Annotated in this window: 21 protein-coding genes; 17 read left to right on the forward strand and 4 right to left on the reverse strand. The window is 76.2% G+C overall.

All coding sequences use genetic code 11. The features are described from left to right. Window positions 1-103 precede the first annotated feature (103 nt). The 3 genes from ACZ6Z8_RS27585 (at window position 104) to ACZ6Z8_RS27595 (ending at window position 4,223) form a co-directional block, all read left to right on the forward strand. Window positions 104-1,459, forward strand: a complete 1,356-nt coding sequence (locus ACZ6Z8_RS27585) for an SWIM zinc finger family protein (RefSeq protein WP_465612728.1) — start codon at window positions 104-106, stop codon at window positions 1,457-1,459. Beyond that, window positions 1,456-1,671: a hypothetical protein gene (locus ACZ6Z8_RS27590; RefSeq protein ID WP_465612729.1), complete on the forward strand. Its 216-nt coding sequence runs from the start codon at window positions 1,456-1,458 to the stop codon at window positions 1,669-1,671. Before ACZ6Z8_RS27585 ends, ACZ6Z8_RS27590 begins: the two co-directional genes overlap by 4 nt. 92 nt (window positions 1,672-1,763) lie before the next feature. Continuing rightward, complete coding sequence (locus ACZ6Z8_RS27595) at window positions 1,764-4,223, forward strand: DUF7824 domain-containing protein (protein ID WP_465612730.1); 2,460 nt, start codon at window positions 1,764-1,766, stop codon at window positions 4,221-4,223. A gap of 112 nt (window positions 4,224-4,335) precedes the next feature. On the opposite strand, the gene ACZ6Z8_RS27600 is transcribed toward ACZ6Z8_RS27595, so the two are convergent. The 3 genes from ACZ6Z8_RS27600 to ACZ6Z8_RS27610 form a co-directional block, all read right to left on the reverse strand. Next, entirely contained in the window at window positions 4,336-5,514 is a 1,179-nt protein-coding gene (locus ACZ6Z8_RS27600) for an MBL fold metallo-hydrolase (RefSeq protein ID WP_465612837.1), read from the reverse strand. 379 nt (window positions 5,515-5,893) lie between these two features. Continuing rightward, window positions 5,894-6,346, reverse strand: a complete 453-nt coding sequence (locus ACZ6Z8_RS27605) for a MaoC family dehydratase (RefSeq protein ID WP_465612731.1) — start codon at window positions 6,344-6,346, stop codon at window positions 5,894-5,896. Window positions 6,347-6,448: 102 nt separating this feature from the next. Further along, complete coding sequence (locus ACZ6Z8_RS27610; RefSeq protein ID WP_465612732.1) at window positions 6,449-6,940, reverse strand: pyridoxamine 5'-phosphate oxidase family protein; 492 nt, start codon at window positions 6,938-6,940, stop codon at window positions 6,449-6,451. A gap of 186 nt (window positions 6,941-7,126) precedes the next feature. On the opposite strand from ACZ6Z8_RS27610, the gene ACZ6Z8_RS27615 reads away from it, so the two are divergent. The 13 genes from ACZ6Z8_RS27615 (at window position 7,127) to ACZ6Z8_RS27675 (ending at window position 21,323) form a co-directional block, all read left to right on the forward strand. After that, window positions 7,127-7,978, forward strand: coding sequence for a hypothetical protein (locus ACZ6Z8_RS27615; RefSeq protein ID WP_465612733.1), 852 nt, complete (start codon window positions 7,127-7,129; stop codon window positions 7,976-7,978). A gap of 353 nt (window positions 7,979-8,331) precedes the next feature. Next, entirely contained in the window at window positions 8,332-8,739 is a 408-nt protein-coding gene (locus ACZ6Z8_RS27620; RefSeq protein ID WP_465612734.1) for a hypothetical protein, read from the forward strand. Further along, entirely contained in the window at window positions 8,733-9,662 is a 930-nt protein-coding gene (locus ACZ6Z8_RS27625; protein ID WP_465612735.1) for a hypothetical protein, read from the forward strand. Before ACZ6Z8_RS27620 ends, ACZ6Z8_RS27625 begins: the two co-directional genes overlap by 7 nt. Window positions 9,663-9,727: 65 nt before the next feature. Then, complete coding sequence (locus ACZ6Z8_RS27630; protein ID WP_465612736.1) at window positions 9,728-10,645, forward strand: SAF domain-containing protein; 918 nt, start codon at window positions 9,728-9,730, stop codon at window positions 10,643-10,645. Beyond that, a complete protein-coding gene (locus ACZ6Z8_RS27635) occupies window positions 10,645-11,907 on the forward strand; it encodes a CpaE-like family protein (protein ID WP_465612737.1) in 1,263 nt (420 codons plus the stop codon). The genes ACZ6Z8_RS27630 and ACZ6Z8_RS27635 overlap by 1 nt, the downstream gene beginning before the upstream one ends. Beyond that, complete coding sequence (locus ACZ6Z8_RS27640; protein ID WP_465612738.1) at window positions 11,897-13,564, forward strand: CpaF family protein; 1,668 nt, start codon at window positions 11,897-11,899, stop codon at window positions 13,562-13,564. Before ACZ6Z8_RS27635 ends, ACZ6Z8_RS27640 begins: the two co-directional genes overlap by 11 nt. Beyond that, on the forward strand, window positions 13,564-14,517 hold the full coding sequence (locus tag ACZ6Z8_RS27645; protein ID WP_465612739.1) for a type II secretion system F family protein: 954 nt from the start codon (window positions 13,564-13,566) through the stop codon (window positions 14,515-14,517). Before ACZ6Z8_RS27640 ends, ACZ6Z8_RS27645 begins: the two co-directional genes overlap by 1 nt. Beyond that, a complete protein-coding gene (locus tag ACZ6Z8_RS27650; protein WP_465612740.1) occupies window positions 14,514-15,392 on the forward strand; it encodes a hypothetical protein in 879 nt (292 codons plus the stop codon). Before ACZ6Z8_RS27645 ends, ACZ6Z8_RS27650 begins: the two co-directional genes overlap by 4 nt. A 49-nt stretch (window positions 15,393-15,441) precedes the next feature. Beyond that, window positions 15,442-15,741 (forward strand): hypothetical protein, encoded by a 300-nt coding sequence (locus ACZ6Z8_RS27655; RefSeq protein ID WP_465612741.1) that lies wholly within the window; start codon window positions 15,442-15,444, stop codon window positions 15,739-15,741. A 35-nt stretch (window positions 15,742-15,776) separates the two neighbouring features. Beyond that, window positions 15,777-16,151, forward strand: a complete 375-nt coding sequence (locus ACZ6Z8_RS27660) for a TadE/TadG family type IV pilus assembly protein (RefSeq protein ID WP_465612742.1) — start codon at window positions 15,777-15,779, stop codon at window positions 16,149-16,151. Further along, window positions 16,148-16,606 (forward strand): TadE/TadG family type IV pilus assembly protein, encoded by a 459-nt coding sequence (locus ACZ6Z8_RS27665; protein ID WP_465612743.1) that lies wholly within the window; start codon window positions 16,148-16,150, stop codon window positions 16,604-16,606. Before ACZ6Z8_RS27660 ends, ACZ6Z8_RS27665 begins: the two co-directional genes overlap by 4 nt. A 173-nt stretch (window positions 16,607-16,779) precedes the next feature. Beyond that, entirely contained in the window at window positions 16,780-17,238 is a 459-nt protein-coding gene (locus ACZ6Z8_RS27670; RefSeq protein WP_465612744.1) for a TadE/TadG family type IV pilus assembly protein, read from the forward strand. A gap of 92 nt (window positions 17,239-17,330) precedes the next feature. Then, a complete protein-coding gene (locus ACZ6Z8_RS27675) occupies window positions 17,331-21,323 on the forward strand; it encodes a LysM peptidoglycan-binding domain-containing protein (RefSeq protein ID WP_465612745.1) in 3,993 nt (1,330 codons plus the stop codon). Between the two features lie 108 nt (window positions 21,324-21,431). Here the strand turns inward: ACZ6Z8_RS27675 and ACZ6Z8_RS27680 are convergent, their stop codons facing one another. After that, on the reverse strand, window positions 21,432-21,935 hold the full coding sequence (locus ACZ6Z8_RS27680; RefSeq protein WP_465612746.1) for an HAD domain-containing protein: 504 nt from the start codon (window positions 21,933-21,935) through the stop codon (window positions 21,432-21,434). A gap of 577 nt (window positions 21,936-22,512) precedes the next feature. Here ACZ6Z8_RS27680 and ACZ6Z8_RS27685 point away from each other — a divergent pair. Then, window positions 22,513-24,474, forward strand: a complete 1,962-nt coding sequence (locus ACZ6Z8_RS27685) for a hypothetical protein (protein WP_465612747.1) — start codon at window positions 22,513-22,515, stop codon at window positions 24,472-24,474. Window positions 24,475-24,478: the final 4 nt, after the last annotated feature.

Genomic DNA, 24,478 nt, shown 5'->3' on the forward strand with positions numbered 1-24,478 from the left:
AGCCACTTGATCATTCTGACGGTCCGGTGCCGCCCGGAACAGCAACCGGGCGACACGTCACGACGAGGCGAACGTTGCCTGATGCGGCACTAGCGTGCTCCGCATGACGCAATCCGCACACGCGTACGCCTATCTGCGCCCGTCGGCCGTCCACGACGGCGCCGCCGGCCGGAGCCTCGACCTGGCCACCTCCGGCGGCGCCACCCCGCTCGGGGCGCAGCCCCATCCGCGGTTCTTCGCGGGCTTCCTGGCCGACCCGGCGCCGGCCGCCGCCGCGCTGCTCGCGGTCGCGGACGTGGCCGCCGCCCGCTACCACCAGCCGCGGCTGCGCGCCTCGCTCGACCCGGTCGTCACCGCCAACGGGGACCGGCTGCGCTTCGAGTCCTTCTCCGGCTGCTGCGGGGTGTACGCCCGGCTCGACGTGCTCCGGGCCGGGCTGGACGGCGACGAGATCGGCCACGGCACCACCAACGTGGACGTCAACGACCCGCTGCGGGAGGCGCTCACCAGGATCGGCCCGGCGGACCCGCTGCACCTCGCGGTCGGCCCGGACGCGCTGGAGGTCACGAGCTTCGACGGCCCGCTGGTCGAGAAGAAGGTGCCGCTGCCGGAGCGCTGGCTGCGCGGCTTCGCCGAGACCCAGGTGATCGCCGCCGGCTTCGACCTGCGCGCCGAACTTCCCGCCGCCGAGGCCGTCCGCTTCCTGCGCTCGCTGCCGCGCGGCGGGCGCGGCGGCGTCGGCTGGGTCGTCCCGGCCGGGCGCACCCTGCGGCCCACCACCCGCCCGCTGCCCGGTGCGGTCTGCCTGCCCGGGCCCGAGCGGCTGGTCGCGCTGCAGCGGGTGCTGCGGCACGCGATCGCCCTGCGCGTGTACGGGCCGGTCGCGGCCACCGAACCCACGGCCTCGGCCTGGAAGGTGGTGCTGCCCGGCATGCGGCTCACCCTGACCCTCTCGCCCGACGCCTCGCGCGGCTTCTCCGGCGAGGGCGGCGTACTCGGCGCGCTCGCCACCGGGGCGGCCGAGCGCGACGCCGAACTCGTCGCGGTGCTGCTGGCCTGGGAGCCGCGGATCGAGGTCGCCGAACTCGCCGAGCAGTCCGGGCTGAGCGCCGAGCGGGTCCGTGCGGCCCTCACCCGCCTGGGCACCGCCGGGCAGATCGGCTACGACACCGCCGAGGCCGCCTACTTCCACCGCCAACTCCCGTACGACGCAGGGCGCGCCGAGGCGGCCAACCCCCGGCTGCGGGCCGCCCGGGAACTGGTCGCGGCGGGCGCGGTACGGCTGGAGGACGGCGGGGCGACGGCCGTCGTCACGGTGGACGACCACATCCAGCGGGTGCGCACGGACACCTCGGGGCGGGCGAGCTGCACCTGCCTGTGGTGGGGCAAGTACCGGGGCGGGCGCGGGCCGTGCAAGCACGCGCTGGCGGTCGCGATGGTCCGGGAGGCGGGCGCGTGAAGGCGGGGGAGAAGGCCGTGGTGGAGCGGACCGGGCCGGTCGAGGAACTGCTCGCCGCCGTCCGGGGCGGGTTCGTCGAGGCGGTGCCCGAGCTGCTGGCCGGGCTGGACCGGGCCCAGGGCGGGACTGCCTGGCCGAGCTCAGGGAACTGCGCAAGGAACTGCGCCAGGACTGGTCGCGGTCCGGCGCCGACGCCAAGGGGGCGCTGCTGATCGCGGGGGCCGGGTGCCACGCGGGCCCGGCCGGCGCGGCGAGCTGGCTCGGCGGCAGCGACTTCGGCGTCCGCGACTGGTCCCGGCACCCGGTGCTGCACGAGGTCGTCGAGGCGCAGCCGCAGGAGTGGCAGATCGAGGTGGCCACCCGGCTCGCCGCGCGGACCGTGCGGTCCTGGGGCTCGTCGATGCACCCGCTCGCCGAGGCGATCGTCCGGCGCACCGGCTGCCCGGTGCCGACGAACGAGCCCTTCGTCCGGGGCTGGTTCGACGGCCTGACCCGCGAGTACGGCCCGCGACCGCCGCTGGTCGACCGGCTGCGCGCCGACGCCCTCACCCCGGCGCTGCTCCCGCGCCTCCTCGAACTCTCCGATGTCAGCTGGCAGTTGACGCAGCGGTTCAGCCCGCGCCCCGGCGACGTCTGGACCGAGGCGATCGCCGGACTGGCCGCGGCCGGGGTCGTGGACCGGACCGAACTGCTCGACCGCTGCCTGGCCCGGCTGCTGCGCGGCGGCAAGCCGGCCGACCAGCGGGCCTTCCTGGAGGTCCTGCGGGCGCTCGGTCCGACGCCCGAGGAGTACGCGGCCCGCGCGCGGGACGTGCTGGCACTGCTGGACGGGCTGTCGGCGATCGCGGCGCACGCCCAAGAGGTGCTCGCCCGGCTGGACGAGGCCGGGCTGATCGGGCCCGAGGCGCTCATCGAGGCCTCGGCGGTGGTGCTGTTCCGGACCGAGAAGAAGCTGGTGCGGGCTCAGCTCGGCATGCTGGACAAGGCCGCCCGGCGGGCGCCCGGACGCTCCGGCCCGGTGGTGCTCGCGGCGGCCGAGGCCTTCGGGCACCCGGACGCGGGCGTCCAGGAGCGGGCACTGAACGTGGTGGCCCGGCACCTCGGCGCGGCGGGGGAGGCGGTTCTGCCCCAACTGCGCCTCGCCGCCGAACTGTTGAACCCCGTCCACCACGCGCGGGCCGGCGGGCTGTTCGGCGCGCCCGTCGGCGGCGACGAGGGGGACGGGCCGGACACCGGCCGGGACGAGATCCTGCCGCCGGTGACCGAGCCGCGCCCGGTCGGGCCGCCGATCGGCTCGGCCACCGAGCTGGCCGAGGAGCTCTCCGCACTGCTCGCCGCCCGGGAGCCCGAGGTCGCCGCCTTCGAACGAGTGCTGGACGGACTGGTCCGACAGACCCACCTGGACCGCGCCGGGCTGCTCCGGGCACTGGAACCCGTCCGCCGGGCGCACCCCTGGCAAGCAGTCCCGCAATGGGCGGACTGCACACCCCGCGAGGTGCTGTTCGTGGTGGCCGCCATCGCGGGGGAAACACCGCCACGCCGACTCTGGGACGCCCTCAGCGGCATCGGCCGCACTCCACTGCGCACCGCCCGCGCCAGCGCGCACGGCGCCGTCCTCGCCGCCCGGCTGGAGGAGGCGGCCTGGCAGGTGACCGCCCACCGGCCGCCGTACCTGCTCGCCATCCCGACCGGCGCCACCGGGGCGATCGATCCGGGCGTGCTGGTCGAGCGCCTCGCCGGGTACGAGGCGGCGGGCGTCACCCCGGGCGAGGCCGACCTGAGCGCGGCCCTGTTGCGGGTCCGGCCGATCGGGGACCGGGAGGTGTTGGTCCGGCGGGCGGCGGACCGGGAGGTGGCGGACCGGGAGGTGCTGCGGGCCGCGGGGGCCCTCACCTCACCGGCCGGGCGGTGGCTGGCGCACTGGCTGCGCACCGGCGGCCTGCCCGGGCAGCCCTCCGAACGGGTGCTGTTCGCGCCCGGCCGGGGCTCGAAGCGCGGCCACACCTACCTGGACCGCTGGTGGGAGGACCTCCGGCGGATCGCGGTCGCCCAGCCGGGCATCGGCTCGGGCCCGGAGGGGCCGGCCGGGGAGCGGCTCGCCCCGGAGTTCCGCAAGCTGCTGGAGTCGACCGAACCCAGCGTCTCCCGGGCCCGCGCCGAGCAGGACTGGGCCTGGCGGCCGGTGCGGCACTGGGCGGCGGTGCTGCCCCACCACCGCGAGGAGCTGGCCGCGCGCTGGCTCGACCACTTCGCGGCGGGGGCCGACCGGGACGAACGCGGGGCGGGCCGGTACCTGCCGCTGCTCGCGGAGTCCGGCGGCCCGGCCGGCCCGGCGCTGCACCTGGTGGTGGCGTACGGACTGGGCGCCCGGCACGCCGAGGACCGGACCGGGGCGGTGGACGCGCTGCTGGTGCTCGCGGCGCGCGGGGACCTGGACGCCGAACTGCTCGGGCGCGAGCTGGGCGAGCTGGTGGGGACGGGCCCGGTCAAGCCGAACCGGCTGGCGGCGGCGCTCGGTCTGGCGGCGGAGACCGGCGCGTACGGGACGGTCTGGTCGGTGCTCCGGGCGGCGCTGCCGGGCCTGCTGAGTACGGTCGATCCGTCCGTGCGCGGGCTGGGCGACCTGGTCGGCCTCGCCGCCGACTGCGCCCGGCGCACCCGGGCGAGGGGGCCGGTGGCCGAGGTGACGGCGGCGGCGGAGCGGGGCGGGTCGGGCCGGGTGGCGAAGGAGGCCCGGGCGCTGCGGGACGTCCTCGCGGGCTGAGCGGCGCGCCGGGGCGGGCGGGGGCGGGCGGGGGCGACAGCGACAACTGACGGATGACAGCTGACAGATTTCAGCGAACAGATTTCAGAGAACAGATTTCAGCGAACAACTTTCAGCTGACAGAGTCTGAAATCTGTTCGTCGACATCCGTCACCCGTTCCCGCGCCTCCGGCCGTCCCGCGACCAATGGCTCGATGCCGCGCGGCTTGGCCGCCACGGCGCGCCACCACAGCCGCAGGGCCGGCGGGTCCACGGGTTCGAAGGGCTTGCCGGGGCGGGGGACGGCCAGGTGGGCGCCGAGCGCCTGGGCGGCGGCGACCACCCGCTCGGCGGGCTCCTCCCACGGGTGGATCGCCAGGTTGAAGGTGCACCAGTGGATCGGCAGCATCAGCTGCCCTCCCAGGTCCAGATGCGCCTGCACGCCCTCCTCCGGGGTCATGTGCACCTCGGGCCAGAACTCGCTGTACGCGCCGACCTGCACCATCGTCGCGTCGAACGGGCCGAGCCGGCGCCCGATCTCCTTGAAACCGGGAAAGTACCCGGTGTCCCCGCTGTGGAAGATCCGGTGCCCGCCGCCCGCCACCACCCAGGACGCCCACAGGAACAGCGCGCTGGTGCGCGGACCGCGGCTGCAGTAGTGCCGGGCCGGTGTGGCGGTCAGGGTCAGCCCGGCGACCTCGGCCGACTCCCACCAGTCCAGCTCGACGATCCGCCCGGCCGGCACGCCCCAGTGCTCCAGGTGCGCCCCGACCCCGAGCGGTACGGCGAACACCGCGCCGCTGCCGATCAGGGCCCGTACGGTGCGCATGTCGAGGTGGTCGTAGTGGTCGTGCGAGATCACCACCACGTCCACCGGCCCGAGTTCGGACAGCGGCAGCGGCACCGGGTGCAGCCGCTTGGGCCCGGTCCAGTCGAAGGGGGAGCAGCGCTCGCCCCAGATCGGGTCGAGCAGGACGCGCCGTCCGCCGATCTCGGCGAGCACGGTGGCGTGCCCGAGCCAGGTGAGCCGCAGTCCGGAGGCCGGCGGGTCCGCCAGGTCGACCGGCAGCAGCCGGTGCACCGGCACGGCGGCGGCCGGGGCCCGGCGGGTTTTGTCGGCGCTCAGCTGGGCGCGGGTGATCTCCAGCGGGCTCCGCTCGTAGACCAGGCGGCGGGTCGGTACCGGGTTGCGGAAGGCGCCGTCGGCGAACTGGGGCGAGCGGCGGATCCGGGCCAGCCGCTCGCCCCTGGGCTCGGCCCCGAAGGCCTCGGTGCGGACCCGGTGCCAGGCGGCCCGGGGGAGCCCGGCCAAGCCGGGGACGGCGCGTTCCGGCACCGCCCGTACCGGCGCGGCGGGCGTCCCGGCGGCCGGCGGGGCGAACTGCGAGACGAGACCGGCGAGACGGGAGAACCACGGGGCGGGGCGGGGCACGGCTCCTCCAGGGACGGTCACGGCTACCGGGCAGGCCGGGGCGCGTACCCCGGGGGCTCATGAGGTCCCCGGGGGCTCATGAGGTCACTGGAGTACGACAACCATCTCGTCGGACGTTACTCGCCGGGGGCCGTTCGGACCTGGTGGAGGGCCCGGCAGGGTCCAATCGGCGTACCCGGCGCACGAGGCCCGTTCGCCGCCGGAGGCCCGCCCCCGCCAGGCGGCCGCCACTGCGCCGCCACTGCGCCACCCTCCGCCGCTAGACGTAGAAGCGGGTGATCGCCTCGGCGACGCAGTGGGGCTTGCTGCTCCGCTCGCTGGTGATGGTGAACCGCACCACCGCCTGGACCCCGCCCGGGACCTCGGTGGCCGAGAGCAGCTCGGCGGTGGCCCGGATCGCCGTGCCGACCGGCACCGGGGCCGGGAAGCGCACCTTGTCCGAGCCGTAGTTCAGCGCCATCCGCACGCCTTCGACGCCGTAGCACTCCTTGGCCAGCACCGGGATCATCGACTGGGTCAAGTAGCCGTGCGCGATGGTCGAGCCGAACTGGCTCTCCTTCGCCCGCTCCGAGTCCACGTGGATCCACTGGTGGTCCCCGGTGGCCTCGGCGAAGAGGTCGATCTTCCGCTGGTCGATGGTGTGCCACTCGCTGGTGCCCAGTTCGGTGCCGACGGCGGCGGTCAGTTCGGCGAGGGACGCGAAGGTCGTCACGGTGCGCTCCTGGAGGAGGACGGGCCCCGGGGAGGGGTCAGGACGCCGGAAGCGTATGCCTACCCATCGGTACCTGTCAGGAGCGGAACGCGAAACACCAGTTCAGGGCCACCGCAGCGGCTGCCCGACGACGCCCGGTCCCGGTGCTGCCCCCGGCCCCGGCGTGCCCCGCCCGAGGGCCCCCGGTCCGGTCGGGAACAGCCGGCGCCCGCTGACCAGTTCCGGCACCAGCGCGATGAACAGCGGCTCCGGGTCCCCCACCCACGGCCGCAGCCCGGAGCGCAGCACCCGGCGCACCTGCTCGGGGTCCTTGACCGCGTCCGCCCGCCCGTGCACCAGCACGCTCCACCCGGTACGGGTGAGCGGGTCCAACAGGTCCGCCTGGAAGGCCACCACCGTGCCGTCGAGCCCGCGCGCGGTGGCACTTCCCCGGCGCACGGCGAGCACCAGCCGCCCGTCCAGGACCTCGAAGGAGACCGGCAGGACGGCCGGCAGCGCGTGCTCGGTGTACACCACGCGCCCGACGGGCACGGTGCTGAGCAGTCGCAGGCACTCGGCCTCGCTCAGGGTCTCCACACGGTCCTCACGCTCCATGCGTCCGATCGTCCTCGGTCGGCGCGCGCGTCGATAGGGCCCATGGTCCCTGCGCGGACGGGCCGTGAGCCCCGCCGGCGCCCGCCCGGAGCGGTAGCCTGCCCGGCGGCGGGACAGCTGGCGGTGTCCGTGGCGGTGTCCGTGGCGGTGTTCGGTGGCGGGGCGGGCGGAGGAGGGGGCGGACGGATGGCCGGCGGAGTCGATCTGGTGGTGATCGGGGCGGACGGCGGGCCCGACCGGGCCTACGGCGGTTCGGCGCACGCCCCGGTGGGCGCCCGGCTGCTGGCCGAGGTGCTGCCCGGGATGTGCTTCGACACCGGGGCGGCGGGCTGCCGGGTGAGCGCCGTGGCGCCGGACGCGGACGCCAACGCGATGCTCACCGCCGTCCGGGAGGCCGCCCAGCACCCCGGCCGCTGGCTGGTGGTCTGCCTGGTCGGCCAGTTGGTGGCCGACCCGCGCGGGCGCCGGCTCGCCCTGGTCACCGGCGGCAGCACCCCCGACAACGCCTACCGGCGCGGGCTGGCCTGGGACTGGGTGGTCAGCGCGATGGTGCACGGTGACCAGGAGGAGGCGCTGCTGCTGGTCGACGCGGTGGCCGACCGGGACACCTGGACGGCGCTGGAGCGCACCGGCGAGGACACCGCCGGGGAACTGCTCAGCTACTCCAGGGTCCCGCTGTGGGGCCGGATCGGCCGGTACGCCCCGGGCAGACGCGGCCGGGACGCCGTACTGCCGGGCGACGAGGGCTCGTTCAGCCGGGCGCTCACCACCGTCCTGCGGCAGGGCGTCCCGGGTGCCGCCGTGGCCGTCGCCCCGCCGGACCTCCAGCCCGCCGTGGTCGGGCTGCTCGACGGGGGAGATCCGTCCGGTAGTTCGGGTGCGCCGGGCGCGCGCCTGCTCGTTCCGCCGCAGGGCGGGCGCCTGTTGATGCGCAATCGGGCCGCGGTTCGGGGCGCATTGGCCGGATTGTCGCTTTCCGAAGAACTGTTGGCCGTCCTGTGGCGGGAAAGTGCCCCGACGGAACCGCCTTCCGCGTAAGGTCAGGAGGCCTGAGGTGTTGCCGTGATGGGGTGGGTTGGCGAAGAATCGATCCCCAGCGGAAACATCGACGGGACGGCGGAATTCTCCTGGCGGCCGTGGATCACGGATCGGCTCGGTCGCGACGAGGTGGGGCGATGCGGCAGCGCGGAAATGTGTTGCGCCCTGGGGCGATTGTGACTGGCGGGGCGGTTCTGGTGTTACTGCTCGGCGGGTGTGCGAGCGGTGGTGCGAGTGGTTCCGTCGATCGTCTGGGTTCGTCCGCGCCCACGGTTGCGGGAGTGGGTCCGTTAACTCCTTCGGGTGGTTCGGTAAACGTCACGATCGCGCCGACCGACGGCCCGGAGGGGGCCATGGGGCGGCTCGCCGTGAAGACCTATCAGGATTGGTGGCAGGCCCAGGCGGAGGCGTTCGGGCGTACGGATTCGGACGGCTCGGCGCTCGCGCAGTACTCCTCCGGGCGCGCCCTGTCCGACACCCTGGTCGGGCTGCGCCAACTCCACGACGCCAAAGTGGTGATGACCGGAACGCCGCGCAATTCCGCGGTGGTGAAGGCGATTGATCTGAAAGCCGATCCGCAGACCGCCGTGATCGAGGACTGCGTCGATCTCTCGGACTGGCACCGGGTCGACGCCGCCACCGGGGCGGCGAAGGATCCGGGCGGGCGCTTGAACCGGTACGTCGCGACCGCTTCCCTGCGCAGGTTCCAAGCACATTGGCTGATCTACGAGTTCACTCGGGAGGTGGACCGGACATGCTGAACGCGCGGAAACCGGCCGGACGATTCGTGGCCGCCGCATCCCTGTCGGCCGGCCTGTTGTTGTCCTCGGCGGTGACGGCGACGGCGGACGAACCGCCGAGCGGCGGGGCCGAACAGTGTTTCCCCAACGTGATCTGCGCGCACGCCGGTTCCGGCGGATCGACCGCCACCCCGAGTCCGGGCGGAAGCAGCGGAGGATCGGACGGCGGCCCGGAACTGTGCAGCTACCACGGCGTCCCATGGGCGTGCTACGACCCGCAGTGGGGCTCCTTCGACAGCGGCGAGGGATGCTACTACCGCGAGCTGGACAAGCAGCCCCCGGCGGACGACCCGGCCTGGGGTGCGAACAAGCCCTCGGACGGCTCGATCTACTCCAAGGTCTGCCCGCAGACCAGCGGTGGCCAGGACGGCGCCCAGTTCGTCTTCGTGCCCACCGGGAAGCGGGTGAAGAGCGTGGCGGAGCTCAAGCAGGAGGCGACGGACCGGGTCCACCTCCCGGCGCCGGTGGGCCGGGTCGCGCCGAGCGGTACGGCGGTGGTCAAGGCGCCGGTGTGGCTCTGGGCGGAGAACGCGACGCCGCCCGAGCCGGGCAACGCGACGGCGGGCGGAGTCAGCGTCACCGTCACGGCCCGACTGACCGGCGCCACCTGGGACTTCGGCGACGGCCGCACCAAGCAGTGCGCGACGGCCGGGACGCCGTACGACCCCAAGTACGGCGGCACCCGGTCCCCGGACTGCGGCTACGAGTTCACGGTCGGCTCGGGGACCAAGCGGAACGGCGTCTTCACCGCCACGGTGTCCACCCACTGGGTGGCCGACGTGGTCGTGACGGGGCCGAAGCCGGAGAAGTACACGATCCCGATGCCCGCGCAGGACAGCGACCCCTTCACGGTCAAGGTCGCCGAGGTGCAGGTCCTCAACTGACCGAGGCACGGCGGCGATTCGGCCACTGACGATCCGGAAAGCGAACGAGGGAAGGGCGGAACCCGGTGGAGAACCGTACATTCGCGACGCCGGGATCCGGCACACCCGCCGGCGCCGCGGTGTCCGTGGCACTGCCGGAGCAGCAGGAGCAGGGCGGCGGAGGCGGCCGGGGCCGGGGACGGGCGGTGCCGCACGCGCCCGGCCGGACGATGCGGGCCCGGCGGCGGCGCCCCGCGGTGCTGGCGATGGCGGTCGCGCTGATCGCGGCGGGCGGGCTCGGCGGCGCCGCCCTCTACAACAGCACCGGCCAGCGGGTCGCCGTGCTGGCGCTGGCCCGGGACGTGCCCTGGGGGCAGGTGATCACCGACGACGACCTGGTGGTGGCCCGGATCGCGGGCGACCCGGCGCTGCGGCCGGTCTCCGCCCAGGACCGGTCCAGGGCGGTCGGCATGCGGGCCGCCACGGACCTCAAGCGCGGTGCCATGCTGACCGGTTCGGACCTGGCGCAGGGTCTGACCGTGCAGCCCGGGCAGATCGTGGTCGGGGTGTCCGCCAAGCGCACCCAGCTGCCCGCCAGCCGCCTCCAGCCCGGGGTGCAGATCGTCGTGGTCAACACCCCCGACAACGGCCGGCCCGACTCGCTGCCCGCGACGGTCATCACGGTCGGCCGGGTGGACACCGACGGCAGCCAGGTGATCGACGTGGCCGTCGGCTCGGCGGACGGGCCCCGGCTGGCGCAGTGGGTGGCGGGCGGGCGGATCCAGGTGCTGCTGGCCCCGCGCGGGGCCTCGGGCGGAACCGGTCCGGCCGGGTCCGGCACCCCGGCCTCCCCCTCGGCCGTACCCCCGCCCGCCTCCACCGGTGCGACGCCCGCCGGTGCGACGCCCGCCGGTGCGGCGCCCGCCGGTGCCGCGCCCACCGGCGGGGCGCCCACCGGCGGGGCGGGCGCGCCGACGGTCCCGGCCGGAACGGGTGGCGCCTGATGGCGGTGATCGCGGTGGTCGGCGGCCCGGGCGCGCCCGGGGCCACCACCACCGCCCTGGCCCTGCTGCTGGCCTGGCCGCTCCAGCCCGGCCGGCGGATCCTGCTGGTCGAGGCCGACCCGGACGGCGGCGCGGTGCTGGCCGGCGCCCTGGAGGGCCGGGTCGAGGCGGTGTACGGGCTGCGCAACCTGGCCGTCGCCGACCGGCGCGGGCTGCTCGCCCAGACCATCTGGGAGCAGCTGATCGACCTCTCGCCCGAGGGCAACGCCGAACGGCTGCTGCTGCCCGGCCTCACCGACTCGGCCCAGGCGCCCGGCCTCGCCTACACCTGGGAGCCGCTCGCCGAGCTGCTGCACGGCATCGAGCAGCAGGGCTACGACGTCATCGTCGACCTCGGCCGCTCCGGCGCCACCGGGGCCGGCGCGGTGCTGGCCCGCCGGGCGGACGTGGTGGCCGTGACCGTCCGCAGCACGCTGCGCGGGCTGAGCGCGGCCCGCCCCAGGCTCGCCGCGCTCGGCGAGGACCTGGCCGCCGCCGGAACCGGGACGGACGCCCTCGGACTGCTGCTGGTCGCGGAGGGGCCGTACTCGGGGGCGGAGGTCGCGCGGGAGTTCGGCCTGCCGCTGCTCGGGGTGCTGCCGCACGCCACCCGCACCGCGAAGGTGCTCTCCGACGGCGGGGACACCACCGACCGGCGGTTCATCCGCTCGGAGCTGATGCGCGCGGCGCGGTCGGCGGCGGACGAGGTGCAGCTGCTGGTCCGGCGCCGGCGGCAGCGGCTCGCGCCCAACGCGGCGCCCGCGGCCGCCCCCGCGGCGCAGCTCCCGGCGCCGGGTGGGCCGGTGCCCGCCGCACCCGTGGCGGCGCCCGCCGCGCCCGTGACGGTGGGGGTGCCGCCCGTTCCGGTGCCGCAGGCGTCGCCGGTGCCCGGCCCGGCCCCGTACGGGCAGTCCGCCTACGGGCAGCCCCACGGCCCGTCCGCGCCCGCGTCCGGGCCCGCGCCCGCGTACCCGGCCTACGGTCAGGGCGAGGCCGAACCGCCCTCCTACACCCCGCCGGTGATCACCACCGGCCCGGTCGCGCCGCTCGCCGGGCTGGCGCCGCAGCCCGCCGCCCCGGCGCCCTTCCCGGCGCACGTCCAGGCGGCGGGAGCGTCCGAGGCGGACGGCCAGTACCGCCTGCAGCAGCCGATGGTGACGGACGGTCAGATGGACGACGGCCAGTACCCGTACAACCCCGGGGAGGTGCTCCGTGCGCGGTAGCCCCCTGCACCAGCACCCGACGGCCGACCCGGCCGCCCTGCCCTGGGCCGCGCCCGTACCGGCCGCCGCGCAGCCACAGCCCCAGCCCCAGCCCCAAGCACAGCCACAGGCGTACCGGCCCGGCCCGGTAGCGCCGCAGCCCGTCGCATCGCCGCCCGTCCCGCCGCAGCCCGTCCCGCCGCAGTCCGTCCCGCCCGGCGGGGAGGCCGCCGGTCCGACCGCCGTGCCCTCCCAGCTGCCCTCGCTGGACCTGCGCGGCGCCGCCACCCGCCCGGCCGTGGATCCGCAGGTCGCGCGCGAGCTCAAACGCCAGGTCGCGGCCGAACTCCACCAGCAGATCACCCGGTTGACCGCCACCTCCGGCTCCGAACCGGACCGCGCCACCCGCCGCCAGCGCGGCCGGGCGCTGATCGAGGAGTCGGTCGCCCGCTGGTCCGACGCCTACGCCCAGACCCACGGCATCCCGCCCACCCGGGAACAGGACCGCGCCCTCGCCGAGGCCGTCTTCGACCTGCTCTTCCGGGCCGGCCGGCTCCAGCCCTACCTGGACGACCCGGAGATCGAGAACATCCTGATCAACGGCTGCGACGACGTCTGGGTCTCCAAGGTGCACCAACCCCTGCGCCAGGTCCCGCCGGTGGCCGACAGCGACGCCGAACTGGTGGAACTGCTCCAGGACCTGGCCCGGCAGCACGGAGGCGGCGAGCGCAGCCTGTCCACCGCCAGCCCGACCCTGGCGCTGCGCCTGGAGGGCGGCATGCGACTCCAGGCGCTCACCGAGGTGACGCCCCGCCCGTACGTGGCGATCCGCCGCCACCGGGTGGCCTCCGCGACGCTGCCCGAGATGGTCGAACTCGGCACCCTGGACGCGACCTTGGCGGCCTTCCTGGCCGCCGCGATCCGGGCCCGGAAGAACGTGATGATCACCGGCACCCAGGGCGTCGGCAAGACCAGCCTGCTGCGCGCGATGGCCGCCGAGATCCCGCCGGACGAGCGGATCGGCACCCTGGAGTCGGAGTTCGAGCTCTGGCTGCACACCCTCGGCCACCTGCGCCAGGTCGTCCCGATGGAGGCCCGCGAGGGCAACGGGGAGCGCGTCGAGGGGCGACTGGCCGGGGAGTTGACCATCGGCGACCTCATCCCGGCCGCACTGCGGATGACGCTCTCGCGCATCATCGTCGGCGAGGTCCGCTCCGGCGAGGTCGTCCCGATGCTGCGGGTGATGACCAACGGCGAGGGCGGCTCGATGTGCACCCTGCACGCCCGCGGCCCGCACATGGTGGTCGACCGGATCGCCGAACTCTGCCTGGAGTACGGCTCGCACATGACCGACGCGCTCGCCTACCGGCTCACCGCCAACGCCCTGGACCTCATCGTGCACGTCAGCATGGTCGACGAGACCGCCGTCGGCGGACGCCGGCACCGCTTCGTCTCCCACGTCCTGGAGGTCACCGGCCTCGGCGAGAGCGGACGGCCCGCGCTGAACACCGTCTTCGGCCCCCGGCCGGACCTCGGCGAGCCGCGCGCCGTCCCGCACACCCCGCCGCAGTGCCTGGACGACCTGCGCCGGGCCGGCTTCGACGCCGCGCTGCTCGGCTCCCGGTACGGGAGTTGGACCGCCCCGCTGCAGCTGCGGATCGGCGGTGGCGCGCGGTGATGCTGCTCTACGCCCTGTGCGGGCTGGCCGTCGCGGGCGGCCTGGTCGCCCTGGTGGCCTGGGCCCGCGGCAGCGAGCCCGCCGACCAGGACGGGCCCGGCGGCCGTGCCAACCCGCTGGCGGGCCGCGCCCACGTCTTCTGGTACGGCGCCCCCGGCGCGGCCTCGCTGCGGATGGTGCGGCTGCGCCGGATCCAGCTGCCGCTGGCGCTCGTCGGCGGCCCGCTCGGCTGGCTGTTCACCGGCATCCCGCTGACCGCGCTGCTGGTGCCGCTGGCCGTCTTCGGACTGCCCTGGCTGTTCGACACCACCCGCCCGGACACCCACCGGATCGAGCGGCTGGAAGCGCTGTCCGAGTGGACCCAGCGGATCGCCGACGTGCTGCTGCTCGGCGTCGGCCTCAACCAGGCCATCGTCACCAGCCGCCGCACCGCCCCCGCGGCCCTGGAGGACGAGATCGGCGAGCTCGCCGCCCGGCTCCAGGCCCGCTGGCGGCCCGAGGAGGCGCTGCACGCCTTCGCCGACAGCCTGGCCGACGCCACCGCCGACAAGGTGCTCGCCGCCCTGGTGCTGCGGGCCGGGGACAGCGGCCCCGGCCTGGCCCGGACGCTCTCCGACATGGCCGACTCGGTGCGCGAGGAGGTCCGCCAGCGCCGCGCCATCGAGGCCGACCGCGCCAAGCACCGCACCACGATCCGCTGGCTGGTCGGCATCATCGTGCTGGTCGTCACGGCCGGCTCCTTCAACACCGAGTACACCCGCCCGTACGGGACCTTCCTCGGCCAGGTCGTGCTCGCCGTGGTCGCCGCCCTGTTCGTCGCGATCATCGCCTGGATGCGGGCCCTGGCCTCGCACCCGCCGGTGCCCCGGCTGCTCACCCCGGACCGGCGCAGCAAGGGCGGCCGCCGCGGGTCCGCGCAGGAGCCGGCCGACCAGCTCGGGGAGGTCCGGTGATCTCCCCCTGGCCCGTGCTGGCCGGTGCCGTCGCGGCCGGCGGCATCGCCCTGCTGATCGCCGAACTGCGGCCCGCGCCACCGGACCTCGGCCAGGCCCTGGAGCGGCTGCACCGCGCCCCCGCCGACCGCGAGCAGGACCCGGACGAGCGGCCGCGCTGGTACGACCGGATCGGCGAGCGCTCGCTCACCCTGCGCGGGGTGACGATCCCGCGCCGCGAACTCGCCCTGATCGGCCGCACCCCGGCCCGGTTCATGGTGCACAAGCTGTTGTTCGCCGCGCTCGGCCTGGTGCTGCCCGCCTACCTGGGCGCGATGGCCGTACTGATGGACACCGGCCTGCCCTTCGCCCTGCCGCTGGTGGTCGGGCCGCTGCTGGCCGGGCTGCTGTGGTTCGTCCCGGACGCCGTGGTGCGCGGCGAGGCCAAGGAGGCCCGCACCGAGTACCTGCACGGCATCGCCGCCTACCTGGAACTCGTCGCGCTGGAGCGGGCCGCGGACTGCGGACCCGCCGAGGCGCTGCGCCGCGCCGCCTCGGTCGGGCAGGGCGCGGTGTTCCGGCGGATCCGCGACGCCCTGGAGCGCGCGGCCACCGACCGGCTCCCGCCCTGGGCCGGACTGGACGCGCTCGCCGAGGAGTTGGGCCTCAGCCCGCTCCAGGACGTGGCGGACATCATGCGGCTGTCCGGCACCGACGGCGCCGCCGTGTACGACACCCTGCGGGCCCGCGCCAAGGGCCTGCGCGGTGAACTCCTCGCCGAGGACCTGGCCCGCGCCAACGCCGACAGCGAGCGGATGGTCGCCCCGGGCGCCGCCCTGACCCTGCTGATGACCGTCCTGATCGTCTTCCCCGCGCTCCACCAGATGCTCAACTGACCCGCGTCGCCGAGCAGCCGACACCACACCTCACCCCCCGGAGATCCCGATGACCGTACGACTCGCCCAGCTGGCAGGACGGGTGCTGCGGCCCGTGCTGCTGCCCGTGCAGTTCGCCCTGCTGCTGTTCACGCTGCGCCTGGGGCGGCTGCGCGCCGCCCGGGCGCGCGGCGACCGCGGTGCCATCAGCATCGAACTCGCCCTCGCCATCATCGCGTTGGTGTTCGTCGCGGGCGCCGTCGCGACCGCTCTGTACCTGCTCAAGGACAAGGTGGTCACCAAGGTCGAGCAGGACCCGAACCTGCCCGGCGGTGGCGGCGCGGGTGGGGCGGGCGGCGCCACCAAGTGATCGGCCCGCTTCCCCGCCGCGGCGACCGGGGGTCGATGAGCATCAGTCTGGCCATCGTCTTCCCGGTCGTCCTGCTGCTCCTGCTGCTCGTCGTCCAGGCCGCGCTGATCTGGTACGACCGGCAGGTCGCGCTCACCGCCGCCCGCGAGGGTGTGGACGCGGGGCGGGTGCAGGCGAAGGCGACGGAGCCGGCGGCGGAGGAGGCCGCCCAGCGCCAGGCCCGGGACTTCCTGGACCGGCAGGGCGTGCACGGCTACCAGGTGGAGACCGGCGGCAGCACGGCCGAGACGATCAAGGTCACGGTGGAGCTGACGCCCCCGCTGCTGATCCCCGGGCTCACCGGGCCCAGCATCCGCCAGTACGCCGAGGCGCCGCGCGAGCGCTTCGTCCCGCCGGCGGTGACGCCGTGAGAGCGATCGCCGGTGGCCGGCGTCGGCCGCCGCGCCGGTCCGACCGCGGCGGGATCGCGATCGAGGCCGCGATCGTCGTCCCGGGCGTGGTCGGGCTGGTCCTGCTCGCGATCGCCGCCGGGCGGGTGCAGACCGCGGCCGGCACGGTGGAGGCCGCGGCCCGCGCCGGCGCCCGGACCGGCTCGCTGCAGCGCAGCGTCGCCGGGGTGGACAAGCCCGCCGAGAAATCCGCCCTCGCGACGCTGCACCAGCAGGGCGTCACCTGCCGCCACGAGGACGTCCGGGTCACCACGGACGAGCTGAAGCTGGACGACGGGCCGGTGGTGACCGTCAAGGTCACCGTCGACTGCGACGTCGAACTCGCCGACCTGCTCGGCGGACCGTCCGGACTGCCCGTGACGAAGCACCTCAGCGGGGAGTTCATCTCGGTGATGGACCGCTACCGCGGCCCATGACGGCGGAACGCGGCGGCCCCCGGGCCGCAAGCCGCCCGGCGGGGGGATTGGGGACGGCCCGTGCGGGGGAGACGCAAGCGGAGAGCGCTCGGGGGATGACGCAACGGCACCGAGCGGCGCCCGGTGGGGGGCCGGTGGGGAGACATCGTGGGGATCGGGGGGAGGGGATGCGGATGCTGAGCCGACTGCGACGCCCGGGCCTCCGCCCGGCCGGGCGGAGGCCCGACCGCGGCGCGGTCGCCCTCTTCGTGGCGATCTGCGCGGCCTACCTGGTGCTCGTCATCGCGCTGGTGATCGACGCGGGCGGCCGACTGCGGGTCGCCGAACGCACCGACGCCTACGCCCAGGAGGCCGCCCGGGTCGGCGGACAGCAGCTCGACCAGGCGGCCGTGCTGCAGGGGAAGGGCTTCAAGGTCCAGCAGAACTACGTCCGGCGGGCCGCCGCGGCCTACCTGGACCTGTACGGCCTGCAGGTCGACGACGTCGTGTTCTCCGACGACGGCAAGGTCGTCACCGTCACGGTGCGGACCGACTACCGGCCGGTCCTGCTGGGCGCCCTCGGGCAGCGGAAGGTAACGGGCAAGGGCAGTGCGACCCTCGTCCACGGAGTCAAGAATGCGGAGACCGACTGATGGCCGCGCCACGTGCCAAGGACCAGGCCCGTACCGCCCAGGCCCGTACCGGTGGGCCGGGATCGGGGTCCGGGGGAACAGGGAGGGACGGGATGCGAACCGTGAGGGGGCACGCCCGGAGCGGGCGCCGGACCGGAGGCGGCCGCGGCGGCGCGCTGATCACCGCGCTCGCCGCGCTGGTCACCCTGCTCGCCCTGCTGTTCGGCGTCCCCGCGCTGCTGCTCTACGGCACCCAGGCGGTCGCCTCGATGGGCGAGGTCGCGTCCGGCGGGGTGGGGGAGGCGCTCACCGGTCCGGACGACGGGCGGCTGTTCCTCTGGCTGCTGGTGGTGGTCGGGTGGCTGGCCTGGGCGTGCTTCGCACTCTCCGTCCTGCTGGAGGTCCCGGCCCAGCTGCGCGGCCGGATCGCCCGCCGGATCCCGGCCTTCGGCTGGAGCCAGCGGCTCGCGGCCGGGCTGGTCGGCTCGGTGCTCGCGCTGCTGCCGGTGGCCGGCTCGGCCTTCGCGGCCGTGCCCGAGGTCGCCCACGCCCCCTCCGCCCAGGCGCAGTTGACCCCGGGCGTGCAGCGTGCCGCGCTGCCCGCCGCCCGGCCGGCCGCCGCGCAGGCCCCGGCGGCGGACCAGCACCCCACGTACACCGTGCGGGACAGCCGCCCGGCGGACAGCCTGTGGTCCATCGCGGAGCGCCAACTGGGCTCCGGTGAGCGCTGGGAGGAGATCGCCAGGCTCAACGACGGCCGGGTGATGGACGATTCGGGTCTGCGCTTCGACGCGGAACGGCCGATCCAGCCCGGGTGGGAGCTGCTGATGCCGGCGGACGCCAAGCCGGACGAGGCGAAGGCGTCCGCCCCCGCACCTGCTCCGGCGCCTGCGTCGGCGCCTGTGTCGACGCCTGCCCCGGCTCCTGCTTCCGGCCAGGCGCAGGCGCCGCAGTCCGGGCCGGAGCCGAGCGCGGGCGGGCCGAAGACGGTGACCGTGCAGTCCGGGGACAGCCTGTCGGCCATCGCCCAGCGGGAGTTGGGGGACGCCGAGGCCTGGCCCGAGCTGTTCGAGGCGAACAAGGGCGTGCAGGCGCCGGACGGGGAGCGACTGACCGATCCGGACGTGCTGGAGCCGGGGATGGTGCTGACCGTTCCGGGGGCGGCCGCGCAGGCTTCCGCGCCCGCGTCCGGTTCCGAGCAGGCGCCCGCTCCCTCGGGGACTGCCGGGCAGACTCCTGCCGGTCAGCCTTCCGCCACCCAGGCCCCGGCACCCGCGCCCTCCCAGGCCGCGCCGAGTCAGAGTGCGCCGAGTCCGGCCGCCCCGAGTCCGGCCGCCCCGAGTCCGAGCGCGCCGAGTCAGGGTGCGCCGCAGACGCCCCCGGCGCCGACCCACGCGCCCGCCCACGCGCCCGCCCACACGCCCGCTCCCGCCCCCGCCGTGCACGCCGAACCGGCGCCCAGCGACGACTACCGCATCGCCCTGGGCGCCTCCACCGTCGGCGTGCTGCTCGCCGCCATGATGGTCGGCACCGTCGCCTACAAGCGCGGCACCCAGCTGCGCGCCCGCCGCCCCCGGCACCGCATCGCGATGCCCGACGCCGAGGCCGCCGCCTTCGAGAACGAACTGAGGGCCCGTCAGGACCAGGCCGGATTGGAGCTGCTGGACCGCGCCCTGCGCACCCTGGCCCGCAACACCGTGCGCGGCGGCAAGCGGCTGCCCGCGATCGTCGCGGCCCGGATCACCCCCGACCACACCATCGAACTGCACCTGTCCGGCCCGGCCACCCCGATCGCCCCGTTCCGCGCCGCGCACGCCGCCAACGTCTGGTGGTGCGGCGACGGGTCCGGCGACCTGCTGAGCCCCGCGCAGGCCCGCAAGACCGCCGCGCCCTACCCCGCGCTGGTCACCCTCGGCACCTCGCCCGACGGCTCGGTGGTCCTCGCCGACCTGGAGGCCGTCCGGCTGCTGCACCTGTCCGGGCACCCCGACGACGCCCGTGACGTGCTGCGCACCCTCGCCGTCGAGCTCGCCCACAGCCCGCTGGCCGACCGGCTCCACCTCCACCTGGTGGACCTCGCCGAGGAGGTGCCGATCAGCGGGCCGGCCGCCGAGCGGATCCACCGCCACCCCACCCTGGAGGCCGCGCTGGCCGCCCTCGGCCCGCGCACCGCCAAGGCCCGCGCCACCCTGATCGCGGCCGAGGCCGCCAGCCCGCGCGAGGCCCGCAGCCGGGGTCAGGCGGACGAGTCCTGGGTGCCGGAGATCGTGCTCTGCGCCCAGCAGCCCGGCGGCGACGTGCCCGCCGAACTCGGCCGACTGCTGGACGCCCGCCCGCGCACCTGCGTCGCCGTGATCACCCGCGCCCCCGAGCGCGGCACCGGACCGGTGGCCCGCTGGACCCTGCCGACCACCGGCCAGGCCGCCATCCCCGGCCTGCACCTGACCGTCGAGCTCCAGCGGCTGGACGACCACCAGTACGACCAGGTCGCCGAACTGCTCCGGGCCGCCGACGACACCACCCAGCACCCGGCACCCGCCTGGACCCTGGACGGTCCCGGCCTCGATGCGGACGACCGGGACGAGGACACCGACACCACCGAACTGCCCGTCGCCGTACCGGTGCTGGCCACCGTCGGCGCTCCGGGTGCGGCGGCCGAGGAGGAGGCGGACGCGGCCGCCGGGCCCCGGCTGCTGACCCGGGTCATCGGAACCGGAGCCAGCCCGTTCGCGGGCACCGACCCGGTGGCGCCGGCGCCTGCCCCCGCCCCGCTCGCCGTTCCCGCGCCGGTCCCCCCGTCGGCCGGTCCGGCGCGGTTCGCCGTCAACGGGCAGGGGCGGCAGGCGGCCACCGGGACGGAGCAGCCCGCCGACGAGGCCACCCGCGACCTGCGGCTGCCGGGCGGCGGTCCCGCCGAGACGGACCAGCCGGCCGGGACGGGTGCGGAGGACGCGGCCGGAACGGCCGAGGCGGCACCGGCGGATGCGCCGGTGACGGTGCTCCCCGTGCCGGCCGTGCAGCCCGTCCAGCCCGTGCAGCCCGTACGGCCCGCCGAGCCCGCGCCGACACATCAGAGCGCGCCCGCGCCCACCGGCACCGACCCGCGCGTCCCGGCCCGGCCCGAGCCCGGCCCCGGTGCGTCCGGTGCTTCCGGTGCATCCGGTCCGTCCGGTGCATCCGGTGCTTCCGGTGCGGGGATTCCGGGCGGCCCTTCCGGCGCCGAGGCGGGGGCGGCGGTCGAGCCCGGCCCGGCCGCCGTGGCCCCGGTCGCCCGGACCACCTCCGGCCGCAGCGACTGCGACGACCTGCTGGCCATCCTCCGCTCCCCGGAGGCGCACACCCCGCGCAACGCCCCCCGGATCAGGCTGCTCGGCCCGATCGACGTGGCCGGCACCCCCGGCGCCGTCGAGCCCGGCGCGCTGCCCAGACTCACCGAGCTCGCCGTCTACCTGGCACTGCGCCCGGGCGCCGACCACCACGCGCTCGACCACGACCTGCACCCCGGTGCCGCCCACCTCGACCCGCACCCCACCGCGTCCGACGCCAGGAGCCCGCTCCCGGCCAAGCTCGCCGATCTGGCGGCCTGGTTCGGCAGCTCGCCCGACGGCCGCGCCTACCTGCCCACCGATTCCACCGACGGCTACGCCTTCGCCCCGGCCGTCACCTGCGACTGGGACGAGTTCCGCAGCCTCTACCGGCGCGGCATGCGCAGCACCAGCGCGACCGCCGACGCCGCCCTCGCCCACGCCCTGGCGCTGGTACGCGGCGCCCCGTTCGCCGAGGCCCCGCCGGCCTCCTACGGCTGGGCCGAGTCGGAGCGCCAGGACATGATCGCCGCGATCGTCGACACCGCCCACGAACTCGCCGCCCGCCGCCTCCAGTACGGCGACCACCGCAGCGCCGAGGCGGCCGTCTTCCGCGGCCTCGCCGTCGCCCCGGACGTCGAACTCCTGCACCGGGACCTCTTCTACGCCTACGCCTCGGCCGGCGCGCGCGACCAGCTCCTGCGCGCCGTCAACCGCCTCGACGCGTTGAGCCGCCGTACCGGCCGGGACCTGGACGCCGACACCGTCGCCCTGCTGCGGGACCTGCTCGCAGGCTCCTGAGCCGGTGGACCGCCCGGACCGCCCGCCCGGTCACCCCGGTCCGCCGGGGCGGCCGGGCGGGCGGTCACTGCCGTGCGGCGGGCGGGACTCCATGGCGTCGGCGGGTGGTCAGACCGCGCGCAGCCAGGCGTCGAGGGTGGTGAAGTCGGCCTCGGTGAGGCCGACTTGGGGGTCGACGCGATGGAGCAGCGCGGGGCCGGGGGAGTGGGCGTCGACCCAGCGGCGGTCGGCCGCGGTGATCTCGTCGTCCACCCAGGCGAACGGGCGTCCGGCGGCCCGGGCGACCAAGGTGCGGGTCTTCCAGTGCAGTTGGCCGCTTCCTCTGGCGCCTTCGTCCATCGGCCATTCCACGTAGGGGAGTTGCGGCAGACCCAGTCGGGGCGACAGACAGTCGTCGGCGTCCGCGAGCCAGGTGGTGGCCCAGACCAGTTCGCAGGGCAGGCCCAGCAGCCGACGTCCGAGGGCCGGGTCGACCCGGGCCACCAGCGGGTTGCCGGACGGCTCCGAACCCGGGCCCGGGTACGTGGGGTAGCCGCCCGGGGGCGGGGCGCCGAAGGGGATGAGCGGACCGTCGACGTCGAGAAACAGCAGGGGCGGGCCGGAGCCGGTCATGACGGCACGATAGCGGCTGGTGGCGGCGACGTGGCAGGCTGATCGGCCACCCGGCCTGGATCGGGCGTGCCGGGATCTCGTAGGGTGGCGCGCACGGGTTGTGGTGGCAGGCACCACGAAGGCAAGGGCATCAGACGCCGTGGAAGCGGCGGGGCGGGGCGGTGACCAGAAGATGGCGGAGACGACAGCTGTTTCCGGAGGTCCCGAACCCGCAGCGGACTCGGGACCCTGGGACGCCGTACCGCCGCCGCCCGTACGCCGGCCGGCCGAGGAGCACCCGCCCGGGCCCGCCGCGCTGTACGAGCCGCCGCCCGCGCCCCCGGCGCCCCCGGCGTCCCCCGCGCCCCCGGTGGTGCCTCCGGCTCCGGCCGCCTCGGTCCCGGCTCCGGCCGCCTCGGTCCCGCCTCCGGCCGCCTCGGCGCCAGGGGCTTCGCTGCCGCCCGCGCCGCCGGCCGCGCCCACCGGATGGACCCTCACCGGCCTGCCCGCCGCGGGTGCTCCGTCCCCGGCGGCCGCTGCCGCGGCTCAGGCCCAGGCTCCGGGTTCGGGTTCGGCCGCGGGCCCCGGCGGTCTCGGGGTGTCGCCGCGCGGCCGGATCCTGGTGATCGAGGGCGGCTACGGCAACTCCGGCCGCCGCACCTGGGGCCGGGGCGGCCCCGCCCAGGCGCCGGTGCTGTCGGCGATGCTGGCCGCCGTCTCGCCGCAGGTGCTGCTCGCCGCGGACGGGGTGGACGCCGTCCACCTCCCCGGCGCCAGCGACCCGCACACCGTGCTCGCCCACCTGCGCGCCGCCTCCCGGCACCCCGGACCGCTGCTGGTCCATCTGGGCGGGCACGTCGTCGCCGACAAGCGCGGCGGCCAGCTGCAGCTCACCCTGCGCGACGCCAAGCAGGACGGCCTGCCCTGGCAGGCGATCGCCGCCGAGCTGAGCCACCGTCCGGCCGAGTGGCAGACCCTGGTCATCGCCGACCTGAGCGCCGACCAGAACGCCTGGCCGTACCTCCAGGGCACCGTGTCGCCGCTCAGCGAGGGCATCCCGCTGTGGGCCGTCGTCAGCCCGGACCCGGAGCAGATCGGCACCTTCACCCGCGCCCTGATCGAGGCGCTGCACGGCGGCCGCCCGGGGGCGGGCGACGTGCTCGCCCCCGAGCAGCTGCGCCAGCAGGTGTACTCGGTGCTGCGGCCCGACGTGGTCATCCTGGCCACCCACACCCCGGACCGGCCGGTCTTCCGCAACACCGCCCGCCGGGGCGAGGCCCAGCCGGCGGACGTCCTGCTGCCGGTGGCGGACGCGCTGCCCCTCGCGGACGCGGCTCCGGCCGCTCCGGCTCCGGCCGCGGTCCCGCCGCTGCCGCGTCAGGCGGAGCCGCGGGACGCCGTGGCCGCCGTCGATGGGCCGTCGGCCGCTTCGGCCACTGCGGCGGCATCGGAGGCTCCGGGTGCGGCCGAGGCGCCGGTGCCGACCACGCCGGCCGGTGGTCCGGTGAACCTGATCAAGCCCGGCGTGCCGCCCACGCCACCCCGACCGTCCCGCCCGGTCAGCCTGAAGAAGGAGGGCGAGGAGCCGGCGGAGACGCCGTCGAGCGTGAGCCTGCGCAAGGTCCTTCCCGCCGGTGCGGTGGCGGAGGTGGCGGACGCCGCGCCCTCGGCGGGCGTCACGCTGCGCAAGGCCCGGCCGGAGGCCCCGGAGACGGGTTCGGCCGCGGCTGAGGCCCCGGCGGCGTCGGTTGCCGAGGACGAAAGCGTGGCGGAAGTCGTCGAGGATGCCGTCGTCGACGTCACCGAGCAGGCCGACGAGGTCGTCGACGAGGTCGTCGACGAGGCGACGGACGAGGTCACGGAGGAGCCCCGGGACGAGGTTCCGGCCGACGCCCCGCCGACGGCCGAGGTGCCGCAGGACCAGGTGCGGTCCGACGCGGTGCCGGTCGACGTGGTGCCGGCCGATGCGGTGCCGGCCGATGCGGTGCCGTCCGACGTGGTGCCGGCCGGTGCGGTGCCGTCCGACGAACCGCCCGCGCCGGCTGAGGCCCCGGCCGCCGCTGTGGCCCCTGCCGCCCCGCAGGCCGACACCCCGGCTCCCAACGCGCCGCGCGCGGACTACCGCGAGGTCATCGGACGGATCGTCCGCAGCGCCGACGCGGGGGACCACGCCGCAGCCACCGACCTCGCCTTCGCCCTCGAACTGGAGGCGATCGCCGAGCACGGCGCCGTCTCCGAGACGGTGCTCCAGGTGCGCCAGGTGCGGGCCCACGTGTGCCGGCTCGCGGGCCGACCGGCCGACGCGGCCGAGATCTACCGCGAGGTGGCGATGACGCTGCTCCGCTCGCAGGGCGCGGACCACCCGGAGACCCAGCGGGCGGCCACCAACGCGGAGGCCTGCTGGCGCTCGATCACCGACCGGGCGGAGGCCATCCGCATCGCCCCGGAGATCATCGAACTCCGCGCATTCCTCCCGGGCCCCGACAACCGCAAGCTCCGTGCCGCCGAGCGCTACCTCAGCCAACTCGCCGCCACCCCCGCTGCGGGCGAGCAGGCCTGACAAC

This window comes from Kitasatospora sp. NPDC101108, assembly GCF_055584725.1.